General features: G+C 39.7%; 25 protein-coding genes and 1 pseudogene. 22 read left to right on the top strand and 4 right to left on the bottom strand.

Features of this window, described 5'->3' with window-relative positions; translation table 11 throughout:
- Positions 1-148 precede the first annotated feature (148 nt).
- Both NSU02_RS13105 and NSU02_RS13100 read left to right on the top strand, forming a co-directional pair.
- Positions 149-1,405, top strand: a complete 1,257-nt coding sequence (locus tag NSU02_RS13105) for a UV damage repair protein UvrX (protein WP_063388352.1) — start codon at positions 149-151, stop codon at positions 1,403-1,405.
- 38 nt (positions 1,406-1,443) lie between these two features.
- Positions 1,444-1,773 carry a YolD-like family protein gene (locus NSU02_RS13100; RefSeq protein ID WP_339193019.1) on the top strand — a complete coding sequence of 110 codons (330 nt, stop codon included), beginning with the start codon at positions 1,444-1,446 and terminating at the stop codon, positions 1,771-1,773.
- Between the two features lie 495 nt (positions 1,774-2,268).
- Here the strand turns inward: NSU02_RS13100 and NSU02_RS13095 are convergent, their stop codons facing one another.
- Positions 2,269-2,640, bottom strand: a complete 372-nt coding sequence (locus NSU02_RS13095) for an iron chaperone (protein WP_130157796.1) — start codon at positions 2,638-2,640, stop codon at positions 2,269-2,271.
- A 403-nt stretch (positions 2,641-3,043) separates the two neighbouring features.
- On the opposite strand from NSU02_RS13095, the pseudogene NSU02_RS13090 reads away from it, so the two are divergent.
- The 4 genes and pseudogenes from NSU02_RS13090 (at position 3,044) to NSU02_RS13075 (ending at position 4,855) form a co-directional block, all read left to right on the top strand.
- Positions 3,044-3,824, top strand: a pseudogene (locus tag NSU02_RS13090) (class I SAM-dependent methyltransferase).
- Between the two features lie 209 nt (positions 3,825-4,033).
- Positions 4,034-4,357: an iron-sulfur cluster biosynthesis family protein gene (locus NSU02_RS13085; RefSeq protein WP_066247658.1), complete on the top strand. Its 324-nt coding sequence runs from the start codon at positions 4,034-4,036 to the stop codon at positions 4,355-4,357.
- A gap of 10 nt (positions 4,358-4,367) precedes the next feature.
- On the top strand, positions 4,368-4,610 hold the full coding sequence (locus tag NSU02_RS13080) for a DUF2552 family protein (protein ID WP_063388346.1): 243 nt from the start codon (positions 4,368-4,370) through the stop codon (positions 4,608-4,610).
- Positions 4,611-4,645: 35 nt separating this feature from the next.
- Complete coding sequence (locus NSU02_RS13075; protein WP_130157802.1) at positions 4,646-4,855, top strand: DUF3886 domain-containing protein; 210 nt, start codon at positions 4,646-4,648, stop codon at positions 4,853-4,855.
- 358 nt (positions 4,856-5,213) lie between these two features.
- Here NSU02_RS13075 and cyoE read toward each other — a convergent pair whose 3' ends face one another.
- Positions 5,214-6,131, bottom strand: coding sequence for a heme o synthase (gene cyoE, locus NSU02_RS13070; protein ID WP_063388344.1), 918 nt, complete (start codon positions 6,129-6,131; stop codon positions 5,214-5,216).
- A 170-nt stretch (positions 6,132-6,301) separates the two neighbouring features.
- On the opposite strand from cyoE, the gene NSU02_RS13065 reads away from it, so the two are divergent.
- On the top strand, positions 6,302-6,907 hold the full coding sequence (locus NSU02_RS13065) for a TetR/AcrR family transcriptional regulator (RefSeq protein ID WP_066247661.1): 606 nt from the start codon (positions 6,302-6,304) through the stop codon (positions 6,905-6,907).
- A 264-nt stretch (positions 6,908-7,171) separates the two neighbouring features.
- Here the strand turns inward: NSU02_RS13065 and NSU02_RS13060 are convergent, their stop codons facing one another.
- Both NSU02_RS13060 and mciZ read right to left on the bottom strand, forming a co-directional pair.
- Positions 7,172-8,092 carry an aldo/keto reductase gene (locus NSU02_RS13060; RefSeq protein WP_094246527.1) on the bottom strand — a complete coding sequence of 307 codons (921 nt, stop codon included), beginning with the start codon at positions 8,090-8,092 and terminating at the stop codon, positions 7,172-7,174.
- A 5-nt stretch (positions 8,093-8,097) separates the two neighbouring features.
- Positions 8,098-8,277, bottom strand: a complete 180-nt coding sequence (mciZ, locus tag NSU02_RS13055; RefSeq protein WP_145976098.1) for a Z-ring formation inhibitor MciZ — start codon at positions 8,275-8,277, stop codon at positions 8,098-8,100.
- Positions 8,278-8,355: 78 nt separating this feature from the next.
- Between mciZ and NSU02_RS13050 the strand changes: the two genes are divergently transcribed.
- The 15 genes from NSU02_RS13050 (at position 8,356) to NSU02_RS12980 (ending at position 20,192) form a co-directional block, all read left to right on the top strand.
- On the top strand, positions 8,356-8,910 hold the full coding sequence (locus tag NSU02_RS13050; RefSeq protein ID WP_063388341.1) for an NUDIX hydrolase: 555 nt from the start codon (positions 8,356-8,358) through the stop codon (positions 8,908-8,910).
- Positions 8,907-10,076: a TIGR00375 family protein gene (locus NSU02_RS13045; protein ID WP_094246167.1), complete on the top strand. Its 1,170-nt coding sequence runs from the start codon at positions 8,907-8,909 to the stop codon at positions 10,074-10,076. The genes NSU02_RS13050 and NSU02_RS13045 overlap by 4 nt, the downstream gene beginning before the upstream one ends.
- Positions 10,077-10,172: 96 nt before the next feature.
- Positions 10,173-10,811, top strand: a complete 639-nt coding sequence (spoIIM, locus tag NSU02_RS13040; protein ID WP_066247667.1) for a stage II sporulation protein M — start codon at positions 10,173-10,175, stop codon at positions 10,809-10,811.
- A 111-nt stretch (positions 10,812-10,922) separates the two neighbouring features.
- The gene (locus NSU02_RS13035; RefSeq protein ID WP_063388338.1) at positions 10,923-11,387 is read left to right on the top strand and encodes a Fur family transcriptional regulator; all 465 of its coding nucleotides are present in this window, start codon (positions 10,923-10,925) and stop codon (positions 11,385-11,387) included.
- A gap of 107 nt (positions 11,388-11,494) precedes the next feature.
- The gene (locus NSU02_RS13030; protein WP_063388337.1) at positions 11,495-11,722 is read left to right on the top strand and encodes a YqzK family protein; all 228 of its coding nucleotides are present in this window, start codon (positions 11,495-11,497) and stop codon (positions 11,720-11,722) included.
- A gap of 6 nt (positions 11,723-11,728) precedes the next feature.
- Positions 11,729-12,622 carry a site-specific tyrosine recombinase XerD gene (gene xerD, locus NSU02_RS13025; RefSeq protein WP_063388336.1) on the top strand — a complete coding sequence of 298 codons (894 nt, stop codon included), beginning with the start codon at positions 11,729-11,731 and terminating at the stop codon, positions 12,620-12,622.
- 99 nt (positions 12,623-12,721) lie between these two features.
- Positions 12,722-13,912 (top strand): phosphopentomutase, encoded by a 1,191-nt coding sequence (gene deoB / locus NSU02_RS13020; RefSeq protein WP_063388335.1) that lies wholly within the window; start codon positions 12,722-12,724, stop codon positions 13,910-13,912.
- Positions 13,913-13,915: 3 nt separating this feature from the next.
- Positions 13,916-14,734: a purine-nucleoside phosphorylase gene (locus NSU02_RS13015; protein ID WP_094246165.1), complete on the top strand. Its 819-nt coding sequence runs from the start codon at positions 13,916-13,918 to the stop codon at positions 14,732-14,734.
- A 15-nt stretch (positions 14,735-14,749) separates the two neighbouring features.
- Positions 14,750-16,054, top strand: coding sequence for a pyrimidine-nucleoside phosphorylase (locus NSU02_RS13010; protein ID WP_094246164.1), 1,305 nt, complete (start codon positions 14,750-14,752; stop codon positions 16,052-16,054).
- A gap of 181 nt (positions 16,055-16,235) precedes the next feature.
- Positions 16,236-17,402, top strand: a complete 1,167-nt coding sequence (locus tag NSU02_RS13005) for a D-alanyl-D-alanine carboxypeptidase family protein (protein WP_063388332.1) — start codon at positions 16,236-16,238, stop codon at positions 17,400-17,402.
- 97 nt (positions 17,403-17,499) lie between these two features.
- Positions 17,500-17,853, top strand: coding sequence for an anti-sigma F factor antagonist (spoIIAA, locus tag NSU02_RS13000; protein WP_063388331.1), 354 nt, complete (start codon positions 17,500-17,502; stop codon positions 17,851-17,853).
- A complete protein-coding gene (gene spoIIAB / locus NSU02_RS12995; RefSeq protein ID WP_063388330.1) occupies positions 17,850-18,290 on the top strand; it encodes an anti-sigma F factor in 441 nt (146 codons plus the stop codon). Before spoIIAA ends, spoIIAB begins: the two co-directional genes overlap by 4 nt.
- A 12-nt stretch (positions 18,291-18,302) precedes the next feature.
- Positions 18,303-19,061 carry an RNA polymerase sporulation sigma factor SigF gene (sigF, locus tag NSU02_RS12990; RefSeq protein WP_339193018.1) on the top strand — a complete coding sequence of 253 codons (759 nt, stop codon included), beginning with the start codon at positions 18,303-18,305 and terminating at the stop codon, positions 19,059-19,061.
- 101 nt (positions 19,062-19,162) lie between these two features.
- Positions 19,163-19,780 (top strand): stage V sporulation protein AA, encoded by a 618-nt coding sequence (locus NSU02_RS12985; protein ID WP_063388643.1) that lies wholly within the window; start codon positions 19,163-19,165, stop codon positions 19,778-19,780.
- The gene (locus NSU02_RS12980; RefSeq protein ID WP_094246162.1) at positions 19,767-20,192 is read left to right on the top strand and encodes a stage V sporulation protein AB; all 426 of its coding nucleotides are present in this window, start codon (positions 19,767-19,769) and stop codon (positions 20,190-20,192) included. The genes NSU02_RS12985 and NSU02_RS12980 overlap by 14 nt, the downstream gene beginning before the upstream one ends.
- Positions 20,193-20,205: the final 13 nt, after the last annotated feature.

The following is a 20,205-nucleotide window of genomic DNA, read 5'->3' as shown; positions in this document are numbered from 1 at the left end:
AATATCTGTTTTTCGATGCCGTACTTCGTTGTTATGCTTCTTTTGTACCGCGAAAAATGGCGCAAATTCCCATTGAAATCGAACGTATATTCCCATACAATAAAAATAAAATAAAACCGAACATACATTCTCATGAGGGGATGATGGAATGAATTATGAATCGTTTCCAAACCGGCATATATTATGCATCGATATGAAAAGCTTTTATGCGAGCTGTGCGGCGGTCATACTTGGGCTTGATCCTTTAACAGCCCACATTGCTATCGTTGGGGACAAAGAGCGGACAGGAAGCATTGTATTGGCCGCTTCACCAAAACTGAAGGAAGATTTCGGAATTCAAACCGGATCCCGCTTATTTCAAATTCCAAACGACCCCCGCATCCGCCTCATCACTCCGAAAATGGCGACGTATTTACGGATTTCTGCTGAAATTACTCGGCTGCTGAACCGCTATGTTCCGAAAGAAAACATCCATGTTTACAGCGTAGATGAATGTTTTATTACTGCGGATGGAACAGAAAGACTTTGGGGGGATGCGCATAGTCTGGCCGAAAAAATTGTGGAAGATTTACGAAATGAATTTTCTCTCCCATGCGCGGTTGGGATCGGTCCAAACATATTGATGGCGAAGCTTTGTCTAGATTTGGAGGCGAAAAAGAAAGGTATAGCGGAATGGACGTATGATGATGTCAAAACGAAGCTGTGGAGCATCAAGCCGTTGCGTAAGATGTGGGGGATTGGGGCAAGACTTGAAAAAACGTTAAATCGAATGGGAATTTTTACAGTCGGTCAGCTCGCAAATTATCCGTTAGAGCTCCTTGAAAAGAAGTTCGGCGTCATGGGGAATCAGCTTTATTACCACGCATGGGGAATAGATCTTTCCGACATAGGCTCTCCGATTATGCTGGGGCAAATCAGTTTTGGAAAAAATCAAATATTGCTTCGCGACTATCCGGACCCCGAAGAGGTGAAATGCGTCATCTTAGAAATGTGCGAGGAAGTGGCAAAAAGAGCGAGGGAACACCGGATGGCGGGGAGAACAATCAGCCTTGGAATCGGCTACAGCCAAAAGGAAGGCGGAGGAGGATTTTACCGTTCAAAAACGATGGATGTCTCAACAAATATTACGATGGATCTTTATCGAGCCTGCCTTTTGCTGTTTGATCGTTTTTATGAGGGGAAGACAGTCAGAAAAATTTCCATCTCTCTTTCCAACGTGGAAAAAGACAGCGGCATGCAGCTTGATTTGTTTAGGCCGAACCGCATAAAAGAGCATCGTTTAGGATATGTAATGGATGCGATTCGGAACAAGCACGGCTCCAATGCACTGCTGCGCGCTGTTTCGTATACGAAGGCAGGAACGAGTCTTCACCGCAACAAGCTGATCGGCGGGCATTATGCGTAACGAATATGAAGAAAAGAAAGCAAAGGATGGGATAAACAATGATTCAGGATCGTGGAAGCATAAAATGGACAGCTATGATGCTGCCCGAGCATGTGAAATTACTAAGGGAATACAATGAAAGTTTAGATAAAGTCGAAAAACCGGTTTTAGATGAACAAAAATATGAAGAATTTAATGAAGTTATCTGTGAGGCTATGGAAGAGGACATTACTCTACAATTCACCTATTATCAAAAAGGTGAAATAAAGAAGCTTGTCGGCAATATTCATTATATCGATCAGCTAAAAAGAGAATTACGAATTGTTGATTACTTGACTAAAAAACATGTTTTAAAATTAGGAGATATTATTGAAATTGAGCAATACTAAGAAAACAGCATTAGAAATACAAATTTAATAGGGGTAGCGTAAGGTCAGGAAAATGCAGATTTACAACGCTTAGAAAATGACGATAATTAACAGCCCAATTTCTAAAAATTTGAGAAATTGGGCTTTTTGCTACTCTACCATCGGCGTCCTATAATGGAATAACTAAAACATGATCTCAATCTTAAAATCAATTAATTTTTCTTTCACTAAAAAAGCACCCGTTAGTGAATAAGTGACATTCACGGTTAACTAAAAACAATTAAGTTTCACTCTGCCACTATAGGGTCATTTTCTGGAATAAGTAAGAGAATTATTTTCTTAGCTCCTGTAATAATTTACACTTATTAAAAAAGGACGCACCCCAAACTTTGACATTAGCTGTGTCAGGGCGTCCACAACAAGAGTGTTGGGGCATGAAGAAAAAGCGTTTTTGTAGCTATCAACTTCTTAAAGCCTCTCAGAAGCCCTCACAGGCTTTCTAAGGGCTATCCTATTCTATTTCCGCCAAAAAGTTGAACAGTCTGCTTTATCCTGAATATTAAATTCAATCATTTTCTCCAGCAACTCGTAATTTACCGGCTCATTCCACGGAATTCGAAACAAGCCTTTGGTAGCGCTGTAGCCAGCTTGGGCGATTTCATCGGCAAAATGCATCATTGTCTTTTCTTCAGGTGAAACGCTCAAATGATGCTTCGCTGTGGAAAAGCCGATGATAAATGTGCCGTGATCGGTAAACATTGGCGTATTCCACTTGATTTGCGGTTTCAAATTTGGAAATTTATTAGCAACCCACGCCAAAATTTCCTCTGTTCGGTCGCGGTGGTCGGGGTTATCGATACCTGCTAAATATTTTGCAAAAACTTCCATGTTATTTCCTCCTAAAATAAAAATCGTTCAGAGAAGTTCCTCAAACCCATTCGTCGTTAAAACTCCTCACAGAACCGCTCAGAACACGACACCTATTTCCACTATATATTTTACAACCTGAATAGTCAAAATGGCTTAAAATGCAAATTAGTTTTGAAATTTTCCATCCGAATGTAGAGTTAAAAAAAGGTTCGACCATTTAAAGCAAAACTTGATTATTTATAATAAAGATTGATAAAACCATGATATTGTGAAACAATTTACTTAAACTGAAGGAAAGGATACAGCACCAAATTAAATGAATATTAGTTTAATTTATGCTGTATCTTTTCGCTAGTCAACTACACGAGCCGTAGCAATTCAATGACCGAATTGCTACGGTAATCAGTTTAATGATTTAAGGATGGCTGATAACTTGAAAACAAATGCTAGGTATCAAACTTGGATTCGAATGAATAAACTACTAATTTTTTTGCTTTTTTCACTTTTATTCATTTTGTTGACATTCTTACCTATTAATTTATATCTGCGAGTTTTGTCAGGTATTATAGCGTTACCATTAATTTATATTACATTTATCCTTTCTTATTCTTATTACCAATTCGCAGCATTTGGGGGAAATTATCAGTCAAAAATACATGACTTAATTGTTGCCAAGGTGAATTGGGATGGGCAAGGAAAAATACTGGATATAGGAAGGCAGCGGTTCACTGATTATAAAACTTGCAAAGGCTTTTCCTGAGTCCCTATTAACTGGAATTGATTATTGGGGCGACGATTGGGAATATTCGAAAGATCAATGCCAACGAAACGCTGAAATTGAAGGGGTTTCTGATCGAATAAATTTTCTGAAAGCAAGTGCCACAAAACTGCCTTTTAAAAATGATGAATTCGATATAATTGTAAGTTGTCTAACATTTCATGAAGTTAAAGATGAAAGAAATAAAATAAAAGTAATGAAAGAGGCATTAAGAGTGTTAAAACCTGGTGGTGGATTTGTCTTTTTAGATTTGTTTATGGATGAAAAAATATTTGGGGATGAAAAAGAGCTCTTAAATTCCTTAAAGAAACATGGTGTATCTGAATTGAAAAGCTACAAACTCGCTAAAGTAATGAAACTGCCAAAGCTTTTATTGAACAAAAAAGTATTAGGGAATGCAATGATATTGATTAGAAGAAAATAGACGTGTCATCATTTGCTTGTGAAAATAACACTGATTTCTCACAAATAAAAACAACAGCTTTATTCAACTAACCCGGCTAATAGTTTGTCAATATTTCTCTATAAATGTTTAAAAAACGTTAATCGGTTATGTTCATTCTGCTTCAATAAGCGGAGAGAGCTAAAATATGATAGAATGGAGGCAAAATTAAAAAAGGATGATTTTAGCCTATGAACATTTCGTTTACAAACGCAGCGAAAGCAAAACTTAAAGAGATATTGGAAATGAACGAAAACCGCTATATAAAGCTGAAATATGATACAGATGGCTGCGGCTGTGTCATGAGCGGTGTTACTGTTCTTTGGCTTGTGAAAGATCTTGATGAGGATGATATGAAAATTGATACAAATTTTGTCCCGGTGTACGTGGAGCGATCAAAGCTTGTTTTTTTAGATGATGAATTGCAAATCGATTATCACGGGCAAAAACAAATATTCATGCTCAAAAGTCCAATGCAAATTTACAATCCAAGAATGAGCTGCATTGTGAAATGAGGGAACAAAATTGAAGGAACGTCTAGCTTCTTTAAAGAACATTGCTTTAAATAAAACATGGGTGTCCTTTCTCCATGACAATCATCCGTACACCCTTCTGCATTGGTCTGTAGGAGGAATGGGATATGAAAAAAAGGATGTGTGGCTGATTCAAGATGAAATGACGTTTGAAGCGGAAGAGTTTGCCACGATCGATGAAGCAATTGCATGGATGGAAAAAAACATGCAGAATATTCACGATGTATTAGGATAAAAAAGAGCATGCATTGGTCAAAGGAAGGGAAAAACATGAAAGATGCATGGAATCTCAAAGATCAGATCGGCGAAGAAAAAGCGAAAAAGCTTATAGATATGAAGAAGCAAATTGAAGAAGAAAAGGAGAAATTAAAAAAACTGGAATTGGAGCGTAAAAGAAAAGAGGAACAAAAGCGGGAAAAACAGAAAAGCTTTGCTGAATTGCTCGCAGAAAGCGACTTGAAATGGGAAGATTTTAAATAAAAAGCTGGAAAGGAGGCTGTCCAAAAAGTCAGGGTTCACTGACTTTTTGGAGCCCCTTCATTTTAGGGACTTATCGGATAGACCATTTTTCCTGTCTTGTTTATATCCTCCAGAAGTCTTATGAAGGACTTTTCTTCATTAGGTTCTTCAAAAGTTGTATGACGGACATTCAGCATATACAATTGCTTCTTGTTGGACTTCATTGCCTCTATGAAGGACATTTACAAATTTTATTCGATTATTTTTGTCCTTCACAGTAGTATTTTTCCCCGATCCTTCATTTTAGGAACTCATCGGACAGCCCCTTAATTCCCAACATTTATTATGCCGCCATGAATTTGTTTAGAAACACTTTCTTTTATAAATGAAAAAGAATTCCCACAAGAGAATAGATAATGACAGTTGAAAATAAGATTGTCATATGAAACAGAGAATAAAGAAACATTGATTTTGCCCATTTCTCTGAATCCATTTTTTTATAGCCGAAAATGCTTAACATAAGCCACAGAACGCTTAAAAGAAGGGCTACTAGCATAAGACCGAGGCTTAAAGGCCCAAAAAGAAAGCTTGCTGCAATTAAAATAATTAAATAAATATTCGTTTGTATATATGCTCTTTTAACACCTTTGACAACTGGGAGCATAGGAACCTTCGCAGCCTTATACTCATCGTGCTTGCGAATAGCTATAGCATAAAAATGAGGCATTTGCCAAATAATTGAAATCACAAACAAACCAAGAATGGCTGGATGTGTCACGTCCGGATGAACAGCAGCCCATCCGATGAGAGGGGGCATTGCTCCAGAAATACTGCCAATTTCCGTATTATAAATTGTTCTTCTCTTGCTCCACATCGTATATGGGACAACATAAAAAAACAAACCTAGAAACCCTAGGAATGCTGCTAGAGGAGTTGTTAATGCAAGAGCTGCAATTCCTAAAATAGACATACAGATTCCAAGCCATAATACTGTTTTAGGCTTTATTGCTCCTGTCACAGTCGGTCTGTTTTTCGTCCTTTCCATGATAGAATCTATATCTCGGTCATATAAGTTGTTAAAAGCTCCAGCTGCACCCATTACGAAAATCGATCCAATCAAAGCAAATAACATTTCCGGCAATTTCTCAAACAGGCTGATCTGATACGTATACAATGCCAATGTCAATCCAGCCAACATCGGAACGAGATTTGATTGAATAATTCCAATTTTACAAGTTTCAGCCAAAATTTGGGGCAAAGTTGGTTTCTGTGTAGTAAGGCTTTCTTCTTTTCGCATTCTTCCCCTCTTCCTTTTTCACTCATGATCTATAAATCTAGGAGGACATTGTTGATAGTTGCGTCCAGCATAATGAGAAATTATAATTTGTATACTGATTAGAATTTATATACTATCTGGTATGTTAATGCTATATGGTATGATTGTCAAGAGAGAGGGAGGATAGCAAATTGGTCAGACGAAGATTAACCCAAGAGGAGCGAAAAAAAGAAACGCGGCAATTACTTTTAGAGTCAGCTGTTGAAATCTTTGCTCGATTCGGCTTTCACGGCGCTTCTGTTGATAAAATTGCAGAACATGCCGGATTTAGCAAAGGGGCGGTATATGCCCATTTTCGTTCCAAAGAAGAGCTCTTTTTAGCTATTTTGGAGCAACAAATGCAATTGCATGTGGACAACATTCTTCAAGTCATAGACGGACAGCATTCGCTTTCACATTTTATCGAAACGATGGATGAATATTTCCTGTCAGTTAGGCAGAAAAATCGAACGTGGAGCATGCTTAACATGGAATTTTTTCTTTATGCGATGCGTGAAGAATCGGTACGCCGAAAATGGTCTGACATGATAACGGAAGCGGTACAACAAATTTCCAAGGCGATTGAAAAATTGAAGTCGAAAGAGAATAACGATTCTGCTCTATCTGCGGATGAAATAGCATGGACTATTCTTTCGTTAGAAAACGGTTTAGCGATATTTTATTATATTAGCGAAGACCGTGTGCCTCTTCATTTATATGGAAAAGCACTGCAAAATTTGCTTCGATCCCCTCATTAGAAAATATTCAAGCTTAAACGGATTTCAAAATATATTAGTCCAAAATTTTTCAAGATAGGAATGGACGGCGCTGTTCAATGAACCGATACATATAGTTGTAAATCCGGTTTATGTGCTATGAACAATCGTTTAGCCATTGAGATTGCAACATGATCATGCGAATCCCATCCGTTTCGGCAGGAACATCAACTGGATAGCTAAATTGAATTTTCAACAGTCATGTGAATTCCGAAAATAAATAAGCGGGGATCGTCCCCGCCTGTTTTAATCGCGATGGATTGTATAAAGAGACTGTTTTGTTGCGTTTATAAGCGCTTCGTACTCTTCTTCCAGCAGATCTTTTGCTTTCGCTGCTTGGACATTTTCAAGCAGCTGCTCTTGCTTGCTCGCTCCGGCAATGCAGGAGGCTACAACACGCTGATGAAGAACATATTTTACGGCTGTTTCCGTCCGAGTGCGATCCGGGCATGCTGAATCGATGCTGTGCAAAGCTTCTTTTAATTCATCGAACGTGTAGTCTAAATATCCATTGTTCTTGACGCGCTCAGAGGCTTTTTCGAGCGGGCGCTCTGTCAAGAGGCCTTGAGCCAACGGCCCTCTGGCAATAACAGAAACGTTATGCTCCTGAATCAAAGGAAACCATTCTTCTGGGCGCCGGTCAAGAAGGCTGTATTGCATCATGATTGAAACGATATTGGAGCGTTTCAACCATTCTTTCATAACGTTCGGCCGAATCGAAGAAATGCCGTAGTAGCGGATGACGCCTTCCTGCTTTAACTCTTCGAACGCTTCAATCGTTTCATCGATCGGGTCGTCGATTGTTCCTCCGTGAAGCTGATATAAGTCGATATAATCTGTACCCAGCCGTCTGAGGCTTTCTTTCACTTCTTCCTTTATGTATTTCTTGGATGGATCCCACCACCATCCGTCTTTGCCAACTTCAAACCGGTTTCCTACTTTTGTTGCTAAAATGATATCGTTTCGACGCGATTTAAGAGCCCTTCCGACAAATTCTTCATTCAGGCCTTGATCATAAAGATCTGCTGTATCAAAAAAATTAATCCCCAATTCAAGCGCTTGGTCAATCAGCGAACGCGCATGCTTTTCGTCGCGGCCAAGCGACATGCATCCAAGACCGATTTCGCTCACATACAGCTCGGATGTTCCTAATCTGCGCTTTTTCAAAAAGATCACCTCTCTTTTTCTCTTCTAATTTGAAAGTAGTATAAACTTTTTGAAAAAGCAAATGTTTCATATTCATGATGAAGCCATTCATAGACTGTTTTATATCGTTTTGCGGCTTCCTTTAAGCTGTAAGCAATTTCCTTCGGCTTTCCAATCATCACGACCCGGTTATAATTCCGATACATGAGCAATCGCTCCGCCTCCTTTTTAATTATGGTAGAATGTATGAAGAATGATTGGATAATAGAACAGGAGTTGAATATATGAACCGTTTAAACGAGGAAACGATTGCGAAGGAAAAAATTTTTTCAGGGAAGATTATTGATGTATATGTGGAAGATGTCCGTCTCCCAAACGGGGAAAATGCGAAACGTGAAGTCGTGAAGCATCCTGGTGCAGTTGCCGTGATCCCTATTACAAATGAAGGGAAAATTGTCATGGTGAGACAATATCGCAAAGCTTTAGAACGCCAGCTTGTGGAAATTCCTGCCGGCAAGCTTGAAAAAGGGGAGTCACCTGAAATCACAGCAAGAAGAGAGTTGGAAGAAGAAACGGGCTATGGATGTGAATCATTAAAACATGTCATTTCGTTTTATACTTCACCGGGCTTTGCTGATGAACTCGTTCATCTTTATTTAGCTGAAGGATTGATAAAGCTGGAAAATAAAGCGAGTTTGGATGAAGACGAGTTTGTCGAGGTGCTGGAAGTAACCCTTGAGGAAGCGAGAAAATTGATAGAAGAAAAAGAAATTTACGATGCAAAAACAGCTTATGCAGTTCAATATTTAACATTAAAACAATTGAGTGAGGAGATATGAACGCTTTTTTCGCAGATTTGCACATTCATATCGGCAGAACAAATACAGGAAAACCGGTAAAGATTACGGGGGCCAAGTCGCTGACGCTTGAAAATATTTTTATTGAAGCAGTTGAGAGCAAAGGTATGGATATAATTGGCATCATTGATTGCCATGTTCCCGAAGTAATCAAGGAAATTGAAGATGGCATCAGAAGAGGAAAGTATGAGGAATTAATGGAAGGGGGAGTCCGCTATCAAAATTCGACACTTATTTTAGGTACGGAGCTTGAAATATTTGATGAACATTGCAATGGGCCGATTCATGTTCTATGCTTTATGCCGACTTTAGAAAAGATGAAGGAATTTTCCCATTGGCTCAGCTCCCATTTAAAAAATATTCATTTAAGCTCTCAACGGGTATATGTTGAAGGGAAAAGACTTCAGCATAAAGTGAAGAGCTTGGGCGGATTGTTCATTCCGGCGCATATTTTTACTCCTTTTAAAAGCTTGTACGGAAAAGGGGTTCAGCGAAGCTTGACAGAAGTTTTTGATCAAACACTCATCGATGCGGTCGAGCTCGGTTTGAGCAGCGATACTAACATGGCAAGCCGTATTCGTGAACTAGCTTCCTATCCATTTTTAACGAACTCAGACGCCCATTCATTGCCAAAAATCGGGCGGGAATATCAGAAGTTGTTGTTAAAAGCGCCGACGTTTCAGGAATTGGTGATGGCGATCAAAAAAGAAAACGACAGAAAAATTGAGGCGAATTACGGATTAAACCCGAAACTTGGAAAGTATTACGAAACGTTTTGTGAAGCGTGCCAAAAAACAGTAGGCTTGACAGATGAGGGATGCTGTCAAATATGCGGAGGAGTAAAAATTACAAAAGGTGTAAAACAGCGGGTTGAAGAACTGGGGGATAAAACAAATCATGCGCCGAAAAGGCCCCCTTATATTCATCAAGTCCCGCTAGCTTTTCTGCCTGGCATTGGCCCTAAAACATTAAAAAAATTAAAGCATTATTTTGGAACGGAAATGAATATTTTACACAAAGTTCCGTACGCCGATCTTGTCGAAGTGGTTCCGGAAAAAATCGCCGCTTCCATCATCTCGGCAAGAGAAGGCACCCTTTATGTGCAATCAGGGGGAGGAGGAAAATACGGAAAAGTGGAAGGTGCGTAAATTTTCGCGCCTTTTCTTTTTTTCTAGTAAAAATACGAATATGTACCATCCGTTCTCTCATACAATCTAGTAAAGAAAGACAGGAGAGGATAGGATATGCAGAATATTCAGCGTTTTTTACTAAAACAATTGAAAGATCAATCAACCGTCTATTTATTTGTGCTTATATTGTTCATAATGGGAGTAATTTTTGGCGCAATCATCGTAAACAGCATGAGCATTACGCAAAAAGAAGATCTGTATTATTATTTAAACCTGTTTTTTGGACAAGTATCGGACGGAAAACTTGCCAGCTCGTTTGAAATGTTCAAGCAAAGTTTTTTCCACAATACAAAATATGTAGGGCTTATGTGGCTTCTAGGCATTTCGATCATTGGTCTGCCGATTATTTTTATCATGTTATTTTTAAAAGGAATGGTCGTTGGATTTACAGTCGGATTTTTAGTAAATCAAATGAAATGGGGCGGATTTTTGCTGTCATTCGTTTCCGTTTTGCCGCAAAATTTGCTGCTGATACCTGTGTTTCTTATTATGAGCGCATCGGCAATTTCTTTTTCCTTCAAGCTCATTAGACAGCTTTTTGTAAAAAAGTTCCACGATCAGCCGTTTAGAATGTTTGCAGGCTATGCAGTCACATTTTCTTGCTTGATCGCCGTTATATTGCTCGCTGCAATGTTAGAAGCATATGTTTCCCCGATCCTGATGAGAGGGACGATCGATTTTATTTATAAATAATAATTATTATTTAATATAAATTTTATTTTTTAATTTAAAATTATTTCAGTTGGACACTTTCTTTTATTTTGTTATAATATATGAGGAATGCGGCGAGGGAGGGAAAGTGTCATGGAAAACCGCATAGAGCGTATAAAAAAGCAGTTGCATTCTTCAAGCTATAAATTAACCCCGCAAAGGGAAGCAACCGTTCGTGTTTTGCTTGAACATGAAGAGGATCATTTAAGTGCCGAAGATGTTTACCTCCTCGTTAAGGAAAAATCGCCTGAGATCGGGCTCGCAACAGTGTACAGAACGCTGGAATTGTTAACTGAGCTGAAAATTGTTGATAAAATAAACTTTGGAGACGGGGTTTCCAGATATGATTTGCGCAGGGAAGGAGCCGCTCATTTTCACCATCATCTCGTATGTATGGAATGCGGTTCCGTTGATGAGATTCAGGAAGATTTATTAGAAGATGTTGAAAAAATTGTCGAACGAGATTGGAAGTTTAAAATTAAAGATCATCGTCTAACTTTTCACGGCATATGCCACCGCTGTCAGGAAAAAGAAAAAGAAGATAACAAGAAAGAATAAAGCCTTTTCCGCGAGGGGAAAGGTTTTTTTATATTATATACGTATAAAGATTGTCCAGACGGTCATATCTTTAAATATAAGAAAATATGGCCTTGTGGAGGACGAACATGGAAAAATGGACGAAAACCGTAAAGAATATGCTTAAAATTTTTATCTTGTTTACAGGATTTACGATTTTGTTCTACTATGCTATTATATGGGTTAACTTGGAATATCAAGATTACCATCGCTATGACGAGCCTGAAGGATCTGCCGTAAAGGTGACAAGCGTTGTGGAAGAACAGAACGATAATTGGCTGAATCGCTTAATATTCTTTTATTTAAACGGGGAGTAGAGAAGATTGAACGATCATATCCAAGATTTTATTCATTATTTGACCGTTGAGAGAGGACTTGCGAACAATACGATCGTTTCATATGAGCGAGACTTGAAATCGTACAAGCAATTTTTGAACGAAAAACTGAATATTCAAGAAGTGCAAAATATTCAACGCTATCATATTTTGCAATATTTGCATTTTTTGAAAGATCAAGGGAAATCCAGCAAGACAATCGCCCGGCATATCGCCTCAATCCGCGCTTTCCATCAATTTTTGTTAAGGGAAAAAGCTGCGGATGAAGACCCGTCCGTCCATATTGAAACACCGCAGATTGAACGGAAGCTTCCGAAAGTGCTGTCTCTTGAGGAAGTGGAGCGGCTTCTTGAAACGCCTGAGCTGACCTCACCGATTGGATATAGAGATAAAGCAATGCTTGAACTTTTATATGCGACAGGTATTCGGGTGAGTGAAATGGTTCATTTGAATCTTTCAGACGTCCATTTGATCATGGGATTTATCCGCTGCTACGGAAAAGGGAAAAAAGAACGGCTCGTTCCGATTGGAGAAAAAGCAACAAAAGCGCTGGAGGAATATTTGGAAAAGGGCCGGCCAAAGCTTGTAAGACAGAAGCATAAAACGGATGCCTTATTTTTAAACCATCATGGAAAAAGAATTTCCCGCCAAGGATTTTGGAAAAATTTAAAATCGATTGCGGTTAAAGCAGGAATACAAAAAGAATTGACTCCTCATACATTGCGACATTCCTTTGCCACCCATCTGCTTGAAAACGGCGCTGATCTAAGAGCGGTGCAAGAAATGCTAGGTCATGCTGATATTTCAACCACGCAAATTTATACTCATGTGACAAAAACACGTTTAAAAGATGTATATAAAATGTACCACCCCCGTGCTTAATGCCATCGTCATGCTAAAAATCAAGTTGCTCGTCTGTTTCGGCAAGCATTAGGAAAAAATATAATCATCACCGCTTTCAAATGGCAGGAGGAATTTAACATGCAGCATACATATAAACGCGTCTTTTTAATTGTAATGGATTCAGTTGGAATCGGCGAAGCACCGGATGCAGAGCTTTATAACGACAAAGGTGCTGACACGCTTGGCCATATCGCTGAACATCTCGGCGGTTTGCATTTGCCGAATTTAGCGAAGCTCGGATTGGGGAATATACGTGAAATAGAAGGTGTTCCAAAGACAGACAAGCCGCTCGCCTTCTATACAAAAATGAAAGAAGCTTCAGCAGGAAAAGATACGATGACTGGTCATTGGGAGCTGATGGGGTTAAAAATCGATTCTCCTTTTCAAGTATTTCCAGACGGCTTCCCAGAAGAACTGATAGAGGAGCTTGAAAAAAGAACCGGGCGAAAAGTGCTTGGCAATAAGCCGGCAAGCGGTACGGCAATTATAGAAGAGCTTGGAAAAGAACATATGAAAACAGGAGCCATCATTGTCTATACGTCGGCAGACTCTGTTTTACAGATTGCTGCACATGAAAAAGTCATTCCTCTGAACGAATTATATCAAATTTGTCAAATTGCCCGCGAACTGACTTTGGATGAAAAGTACATGGTTGGGCGCGTTATAGCTCGTCCGTTTGTCGGGGAGCCGGGGAATTTTGAACGGACTGCCAACCGGCATGACTATGCTTTAAAGCCTTTCGGCCGAACAGTTATGAACGAGTTGAAGGACGGAGGATTTGATGTAATTGCCCTTGGGAAAATTTCCGATATTTATGACGGCGAAGGCATTACAGATGCAATCCGGACAAAGTCGAATATGGATGGAATGGACAAATTGATCCAAACATTCGACCGGGATTTTACAGGTCTTTCCTTTTTGAACCTTGTCGATTTTGATGCAAAATTCGGCCATAGAAGAGATCCTGAAGGGTATGGACAAGCGCTTGAGGAATTCGATGCTCGTCTTCCTGAAGTGTTCGAAAAAATGAAGGAAGAAGACCTGCTCATCATCACAGCAGACCATGGAAACGACCCTCTTCACCACGGTACGGATCATACTAGAGAATATGTTCCGCTGTTAGTTTATAATTCAACCTATACAAAAGGAAAAGAACTGCCAATCAGAGAAACATTTGCAGATGTAGGAGCAACCATTGCAGAAAATTTCGGCGTGCAAATGCCAAATTACGGAACAAGCTTTTTAACAGAATTGAAGCAGGGGGATTGATCAATGTCAATTGTGGAAGAAGTTGAAAAGGCCTCTCAATTTTTAAAAGATAAATGCAAACAAACTCCAGAGATCGGTCTCGTTCTAGGATCAGGTTTAGGAGTTCTCGCTGAAGAAGTGGAGGATGCTGTAACCATTCCATACAGCGACATTCCTTATTTTCCGGTTTCCACTGTTGAAGGGCATAAAGGCCAATTCGTAATTGGGGAGCTAAATGGCAAAACAGTAGCGATCATGCAAGGCAGATTCCATTTTTACGAAGGGTATAGTGTAAAGCAAGTGACATTTCCTGTGCGAGTCATGAAGGCGCTGGGTATTCATTCCTTAATTGTGACAAATGCAGCCGGAGGGATCAATCAGTCATATCAACCAGGTGATTTAATGCTGATTACCGATCATATTAACAACATGGGACAAAACCCTTTAATTGGCGAACATAGCCCTGAGCTTGGCGACCGTTTTCCCGATATGTCGGAAGCGTACGATAGCAGACTAATCCAGCTGGCAAAAGAAGCAGCGAAAGAGCTTGGCATCGAAATAAAAGAGGGGGTTTATGTTGCCAATACTGGACCGTCCTATGAAACGCCGGCTGAAATACGGATGTTAAGAGCGATCGGGGGAGACGCAGTTGGCATGTCAACAGTTCCAGAAGTAATTGTGGCGAATCAAGTCAAAATGAAAGTGCTTGGCATTTCATGTATTACGAACATGGCGGCTGGTATTTTAAAACAGCCTTTGACGCATGAAGAAGTCATGAAAACGGCGGAAATGGTTCGGGCTGATTTTATAGCGCTAGTAAAATCCATCGTAGCCAAAATGTAGAAAAAGGTGATTTGCATGCGAATGGTCGATTTAATAGAGAAGAAGCGGGATGGGAAAGCGCTCACAAAAAAAGAAATCCGTTATATCATTGAAGGATATACGGCCGGGGAGATTCCGGACTATCAAATGAGCGCTTTCGCCATGGCCGTTTTTTTTAGAGGGATGACGGAAGAGGAAATGGCGGAGCTCACAATGGCGATGGTTGATTCTGGAGAAAAGATCGATCTTAGTGAAATTAAAGGAATAAAAGTGGATAAGCATTCGACCGGAGGAGTTGGCGATAAAACTACGTTGGTGCTTGCGCCGCTTGTGGCTTCAGCTGGTGTTCCTGTTGCCAAGATGAGCGGAAGAGGTCTTGGCCATACCGGCGGAACGATTGATAAACTAGAATCGATCCCGGGGTTTCATGTTGAAATAGACAATCAACAGTTTGTCCGTTTAGTCAATCAAAATAAAATTGCAGTCGTTGGACAAACGGGGAATTTAACTCCCGCTGATAAAAAACTGTACGCATTAAGAGATGTGACAGCGACGGTTAACAGTATTCCTCTTATTGCCAGCTCCATCATGAGCAAAAAAATCGCTGCCGGAGCGGATGCCATTGTTTTAGATGTTAAAACCGGATCGGGCGCTTTTATGAAAAATATAGAAGAATCAAAAAAACTGGCAAAAGCGATGGTGAAAATAGGGGAAAACGTCGGCAAAAAAACGATTGCCGTGATCTCCGATATGAGTCAGCCGTTAGGGTTTGCCATCGGAAACGCTCTTGAAGTCCAAGAAGCGATTGATACATTAAAAGGTGAAGGTCCTGAAGATTTAACTGAACTATGTTTAACGCTTGGCAGCTATATGGTGTATATGGCGGAAAAAGCAGACAGTTTAGAAAAAGCGCGTAAACTGCTCGAGCAATCCATTGCTTCCGGAAAAGCTTTAGAGACTTTTAAAACATTTGTCTCTGCCCAAGGGGGAGATGCCTCAATTGTGGACGATCCATCAAAATTGCCGCATTCTTCGTATACATTCGAATTAAAGGCGAAAGAAGAAGGCTATGTAAACGAAATTGCAGCTGATGCAGTCGGGACTGCCGCCATGTGGCTTGGTGCCGGAAGAGCGACGAAAGATGCTGCAATTGATTTGGCAGTCGGCCTCATCCTCCATAAAAAAATAGGCGATTACGTAAAAAAGGGAGAAACATTCGTTACAATTTACAGCAATCAACAAGATATTGAAAAGGTGAAACAAACTTTATACTACAGCATTAAAATTTCGAAAAACAAAACAAAAAAGCCTGTCCTTATTTATGAAACAATAACAAATTAGGAAAGAAAAAAAGAATCGGGTAATCCCGATTCTTTTTTTGTATAACTTTTTAATAATTGGAAAAAATGGGTTTTATACAGATAATTTTACCAGTAAAAATTCATTCTCATTTCATTTTTAGAGTCTTTTACATTTCATTAGATTAGATTGCAGTTACATATGAGGAATGGAGGATGTGGAGATGAAACAATTACTACTGTCTGTCATGGCAACATTTGTTCTTTTTTTTGGGGTTTCAACGGCTGCGTGGGCAGAAGAAAAAAATGTCAAACTAGTAGATGGAGTGAAATCGGCTATATTGATTGAGCGGGATACAGGTCAAGTACTATATGAAGAAAATTCAGATACACCGCTGCCGCCCGCCAGTATGACGAAAATCATGACGCTTCTTCTTATTATGGAAGCTCTTGATAAAGGAAAGATTCAAATGGATGAAAAAGTAAGAGCGAGCGAATATGCAGCATCCATGGGGGGATCGCAAATCTTTTTGGAGCCTGGGGAAGAAATGACAGTGGAAGATTTATTAAAAGGAATTGCGATTGCTTCCGGCAATGATGCGTCTGTCGCGATGGCGGAGAGAATTGCAGGATCAGAAGAACAGTTTGTATCCATGATGAATCAAAAAGCGAAAGAGCTCGGACTGAAAAATACGCATTTTAAAAATTCGACCGGATTACCTGCAAAAGGACATTATTCGTCGGCAAAGGACATGGCGGTTATTGCCAAAGAGCTATTAAAATATGAAGAAATTACGAAATTTACGGGAACATATGAGGATTATTTACGAGAAGGAACAGACAAAAAATTTTGGTTGGTCAATACAAATCGGCTTGTGAAATTTTACGACGGAGTTGACGGTGTAAAAACAGGTTATACAAACGAAGCGAAATACTGTTTAACGGCAACAGCCAAAAAAGGGAATATGCGGGTTATTGCTGTTGTATTTGGAGCTAAAACGCCAAAAGATCGAAATGCTCAAATCACGAAGCTGTTAGATTATGCCTTTTCCCAGTATGAAACCCATCCTCTGTTTAAACGAAACGAAGTGGTGACAAAAGCAAAACTGAGCAAAGGAAGCGATAAAGATGTACAGCTGATTACTTCGGAGCCTGTTTCCATTATAACCAAAAAGGGCGAAAGCATTGATGATATTAAACAAGAAATTATGTTTAAAAACCACCTGGTAGCGCCAGTGAAAAAAGGAGATGAGCTTGGAACCCTCGTGCTGAAAAAGAATGGAAAGGTTTTTGCTGAAAGCAAGCTTGTGGCTAAACAAGATGTTCGCGTTGCGAGCTGGTGGAAGCTGTTCAAAAGGGTTCTAGGCGAATGGACGAAGGCCGAAAAATGATATTTTTGGCGAAATTCCACTAGTTTTGTCTTCAGGCAGGAAATATGAAAGGTCAACTCGAAAGATTCAATATCATAGTTGAAGGAGGAATATGATCTTGAGTCTAGCGGTTGACCTTGAAGTAAAAGAAAACGTGTTATTGATACGTCTGTCAGGGGAGCTCGACCACCATACAGCAGAGGAACTTCGGCAAAAAGTCAATGATGCCATCGAAAATAACTCTATTCAACATATTTTATTAAATTTAGAACAATTAACTTTTATGGATAGCTCTGGACTTGGAGTGATTCTCGGGCGTTATAAGCAAATAAAACATCTCGGCGGTGAAATGATTGTTTGCGCCATCTCCCCGAGTGTAAAGCGTCTTTTTGACATGTCAGGTTTATTTAAAATTATTCATCTGGCCGAGACAGAGAAAGCGGCTTTGCAAACGTTGGGGGTGGCGTCATGAAAAACGAAATGAAGCTTCAATTTTCCGCTGTAAGTCAAAATGAATCATTTGCAAGAGTAGCTGTAGCTTCCTTTATCGCACAGCTGGATCCGACGATCGATGAACTAACCGAAATCAAAACAGTAGTTTCCGAAGCTGTGACAAATGCGATCATTCACGGTTATGAAAATAATCCTGACGGTATTGTGTATATTTCCTGCACGCTAGAGGACCATATCGTTCATTTGACGATTCGAGATGAAGGGGTAGGAATTGACAACATTGAAGAAGCTAGACAGCCGCTTTTTACAACAAAGCCTGAGCTGGAGCGTTCAGGAATGGGATTTACCATCATGGAAAATTTTATGGATGAAGTGAAAATAGAATCGGAAAAAAATAAAGGCACAATCATTCGATTAACAAAACATCTTACAAAAAGCAAAGCTTTATGTAATTAAGGAGATTAGCTTATGGATGTGGAGGTCAAGAACGAACATTCGAATGGACAATTGAAGGATCAGGAAGTCAGGGATTTGATTAAAAGAAGCCAGCAAGGCGATCAGGTAGCCCGCGATTTGCTTATCCAAAAAAACATGCGGCTCGTTTGGTCAGTTGTGCAGCGATTTTTAAACCGAGGCTATGAGGCGGATGATCTATTTCAAATCGGCTGCATTGGCTTAGTGAAATCGGTCGATAAGTTTGATTTGTCGTATGATGTTAAATTTTCCACTTATGCTGTTCCGATGATTATAGGAGAAATTCAACGATTCATCCGGGATGACGGAACAGTAAAAGTGAGCCGTTCATTAAAAGAGCTCGGAAATAAAATTAGACGGGCTAGAGAGGAACTGTCCAAAACACTTGGCAAGGTGCCAACAGTAGGGGAGATCGCTGACTACTTAGATATTTCACCTGAAGATATCGTTCTTGCACAAGAAGCTGTACGTGCACCTTCCTCCATCCATGAAACGGTTTATGAAAATGATGGCGATCCGATTACATTGCTGGATCAAATTGCAGATCAAAATGAGCAAAAATGGTTTGATCAAATAGCATTAAAAGATGCTATGAACGATTTAGGCGAGCGGGAGCGGCTGATCGTTTATTTGCGGTATTATAAAGATCAAACACAGTCGGAAGTCGCAAAACGGTTAGGAATCTCACAAGTTCAGGTGTCCAGACTGGAAAAGAAAATATTAAAGCAAATGAAAGACCGAATGAGCGGATAGCTCTTTGGTCTTTTTTTGTGGAAATAAATGGTCTTGATCATTTTGCATGAGGGAGTGGCGAACGTTTCATACTATTAGAAAAAAGTAGGATGTGACAGGGCGTGAATAAAACGGTTTATGTGCGTCTAAAGCATCGTATTCAGGCAAAACCGAACGAAAGGATCACGCTTAACAAAATCGCGAAAATAATTGCAGACGAAGCGTTAATCAGCAAAATGGGGGATCAAATCATTCATCAAATTCAATCAAAAGATAAAACATATGTTGTCATTGATGTCATCAACGTCATAGAAAAAATCCAATCCATTGATCCTTCCCTTGATGTCCAACCTGTTGGGCCGACGCAAACAATTGTTGAAATTCAAAATCATCGAAAAAAATTTGCTCCTGTCCTTTTTTTTCTTGTATGGCTGTTATTATTTGTCGGATCGGCTTTAACGATTATGAACTTTCATGAAGATGTCAGCATGCAGCGGATGCATCGCAATTTGTATCAGTTTTTCACTGGCAATAAGATCGATAAGCCGTTAATTTTGCAAATCCCCTACTCCATCGGTTTGGGGCTGGGAATGGTTCTGTTTTTTAATCACGTTTTTAAAAAGAAATTTAATGAAGAGCCGAGTCCGTTGGAAGTCGAGATTTTTAATTATCAAATGGATCTCGACCAATACATCGCCATAAACGAAAACAAAGAAAGCGTGAAAAATGATGATGATTAAATGGTTCATGCTTTTGTTTACGGGGTTTGCAGGGGGCTTGGCTGTCGGGTGTGGATTTGTTGCGTTTTTATCTGTTCTCGGAATCATTCCAAGACTCATGCAGCTGACGAAGACAATAAAATGGATTCGTTTGTATGAATGGGCTGTTATTCTTGGCGCCGTGTCCGGCGGTTGGTTCAGCCTCTCTCCCGTCTATTTGCATGCTTCGCATTATTGGTTTATCCCGATCGGTCTCCTTTACGGAATATTTGTCGGAATGCTTGCAGCAGCATTAACAGAAGTGCTGAATGTATTTCCGATATTAGCGAAAAGGATCGGCATTGATGACAAAATCGTTATGTTGATGATGGCGATCGTTTTAGGAAAAATTTGCGGCTCTTTGTTTCATTGGCTTTATTTTGCTGGTCTGTAAAGGCAATTTGTCA

This window comes from Aeribacillus sp. FSL W8-0870, from assembly GCF_037963755.1.
Taxonomy (GTDB): domain Bacteria; phylum Bacillota; class Bacilli; order Bacillales; family Aeribacillaceae; genus Aeribacillus; species Aeribacillus composti.
This window is presented reverse-complemented; position numbering and strand designations above follow the sequence as displayed.

Bases quoted from the DNA above. Each gene is read 5' to 3' on its own strand.
- NSU02_RS13050 (WP_063388341.1), top strand. From the start codon at position 8,356: ATGAACCGTTTAAACGAGGAAACGATTGCGAAGGAAAAAATTTTTTCA.
- spoIIAB (WP_063388330.1), top strand. From the start codon at position 17,850: ATGAAAAACGAAATGAAGCTTCAATTTTCCGCTGTAAGTCAAAATGAA.
- NSU02_RS13075 (WP_130157802.1), top strand. From the start codon at position 4,646: ATGAAAGATGCATGGAATCTCAAAGATCAGATCGGCGAAGAAAAAGCG.
- NSU02_RS13100 (WP_339193019.1), top strand. From the start codon at position 1,444: ATGATTCAGGATCGTGGAAGCATAAAATGGACAGCTATGATGCTGCCC.
- NSU02_RS13015 (WP_094246165.1), top strand. From the start codon at position 13,916: ATGTCAATTGTGGAAGAAGTTGAAAAGGCCTCTCAATTTTTAAAAGAT.
- NSU02_RS13085 (WP_066247658.1), top strand. From the start codon at position 4,034: ATGAACATTTCGTTTACAAACGCAGCGAAAGCAAAACTTAAAGAGATA.
- mciZ (WP_145976098.1), bottom strand. From the start codon at position 8,277: ATGTATCGGAATTATAACCGGGTCGTGATGATTGGAAAGCCGAAGGAA.
- spoIIM (WP_066247667.1), top strand. From the start codon at position 10,173: ATGCAGAATATTCAGCGTTTTTTACTAAAACAATTGAAAGATCAATCA.
- NSU02_RS13010 (WP_094246164.1), top strand. From the start codon at position 14,750: ATGCGAATGGTCGATTTAATAGAGAAGAAGCGGGATGGGAAAGCGCTC.
- NSU02_RS13030 (WP_063388337.1), top strand. From the start codon at position 11,495: ATGGAAAAATGGACGAAAACCGTAAAGAATATGCTTAAAATTTTTATC.
- NSU02_RS12980 (WP_094246162.1), top strand. From the start codon at position 19,767: ATGATGATGATTAAATGGTTCATGCTTTTGTTTACGGGGTTTGCAGGG.
- NSU02_RS13005 (WP_063388332.1), top strand. From the start codon at position 16,236: ATGAAACAATTACTACTGTCTGTCATGGCAACATTTGTTCTTTTTTTT.
- NSU02_RS13035 (WP_063388338.1), top strand. From the start codon at position 10,923: ATGGAAAACCGCATAGAGCGTATAAAAAAGCAGTTGCATTCTTCAAGC.
- NSU02_RS13095 (WP_130157796.1), bottom strand. From the start codon at position 2,640: ATGGAAGTTTTTGCAAAATATTTAGCAGGTATCGATAACCCCGACCAC.
- sigF (WP_339193018.1), top strand. From the start codon at position 18,303: ATGGATGTGGAGGTCAAGAACGAACATTCGAATGGACAATTGAAGGAT.
- cyoE (WP_063388344.1), bottom strand. From the start codon at position 6,131: ATGCGAAAAGAAGAAAGCCTTACTACACAGAAACCAACTTTGCCCCAA.
- NSU02_RS13045 (WP_094246167.1), top strand. From the start codon at position 8,907: ATGAACGCTTTTTTCGCAGATTTGCACATTCATATCGGCAGAACAAAT.
- NSU02_RS13105 (WP_063388352.1), top strand. From the start codon at position 149: ATGAATTATGAATCGTTTCCAAACCGGCATATATTATGCATCGATATG.
- deoB (WP_063388335.1), top strand. From the start codon at position 12,722: ATGCAGCATACATATAAACGCGTCTTTTTAATTGTAATGGATTCAGTT.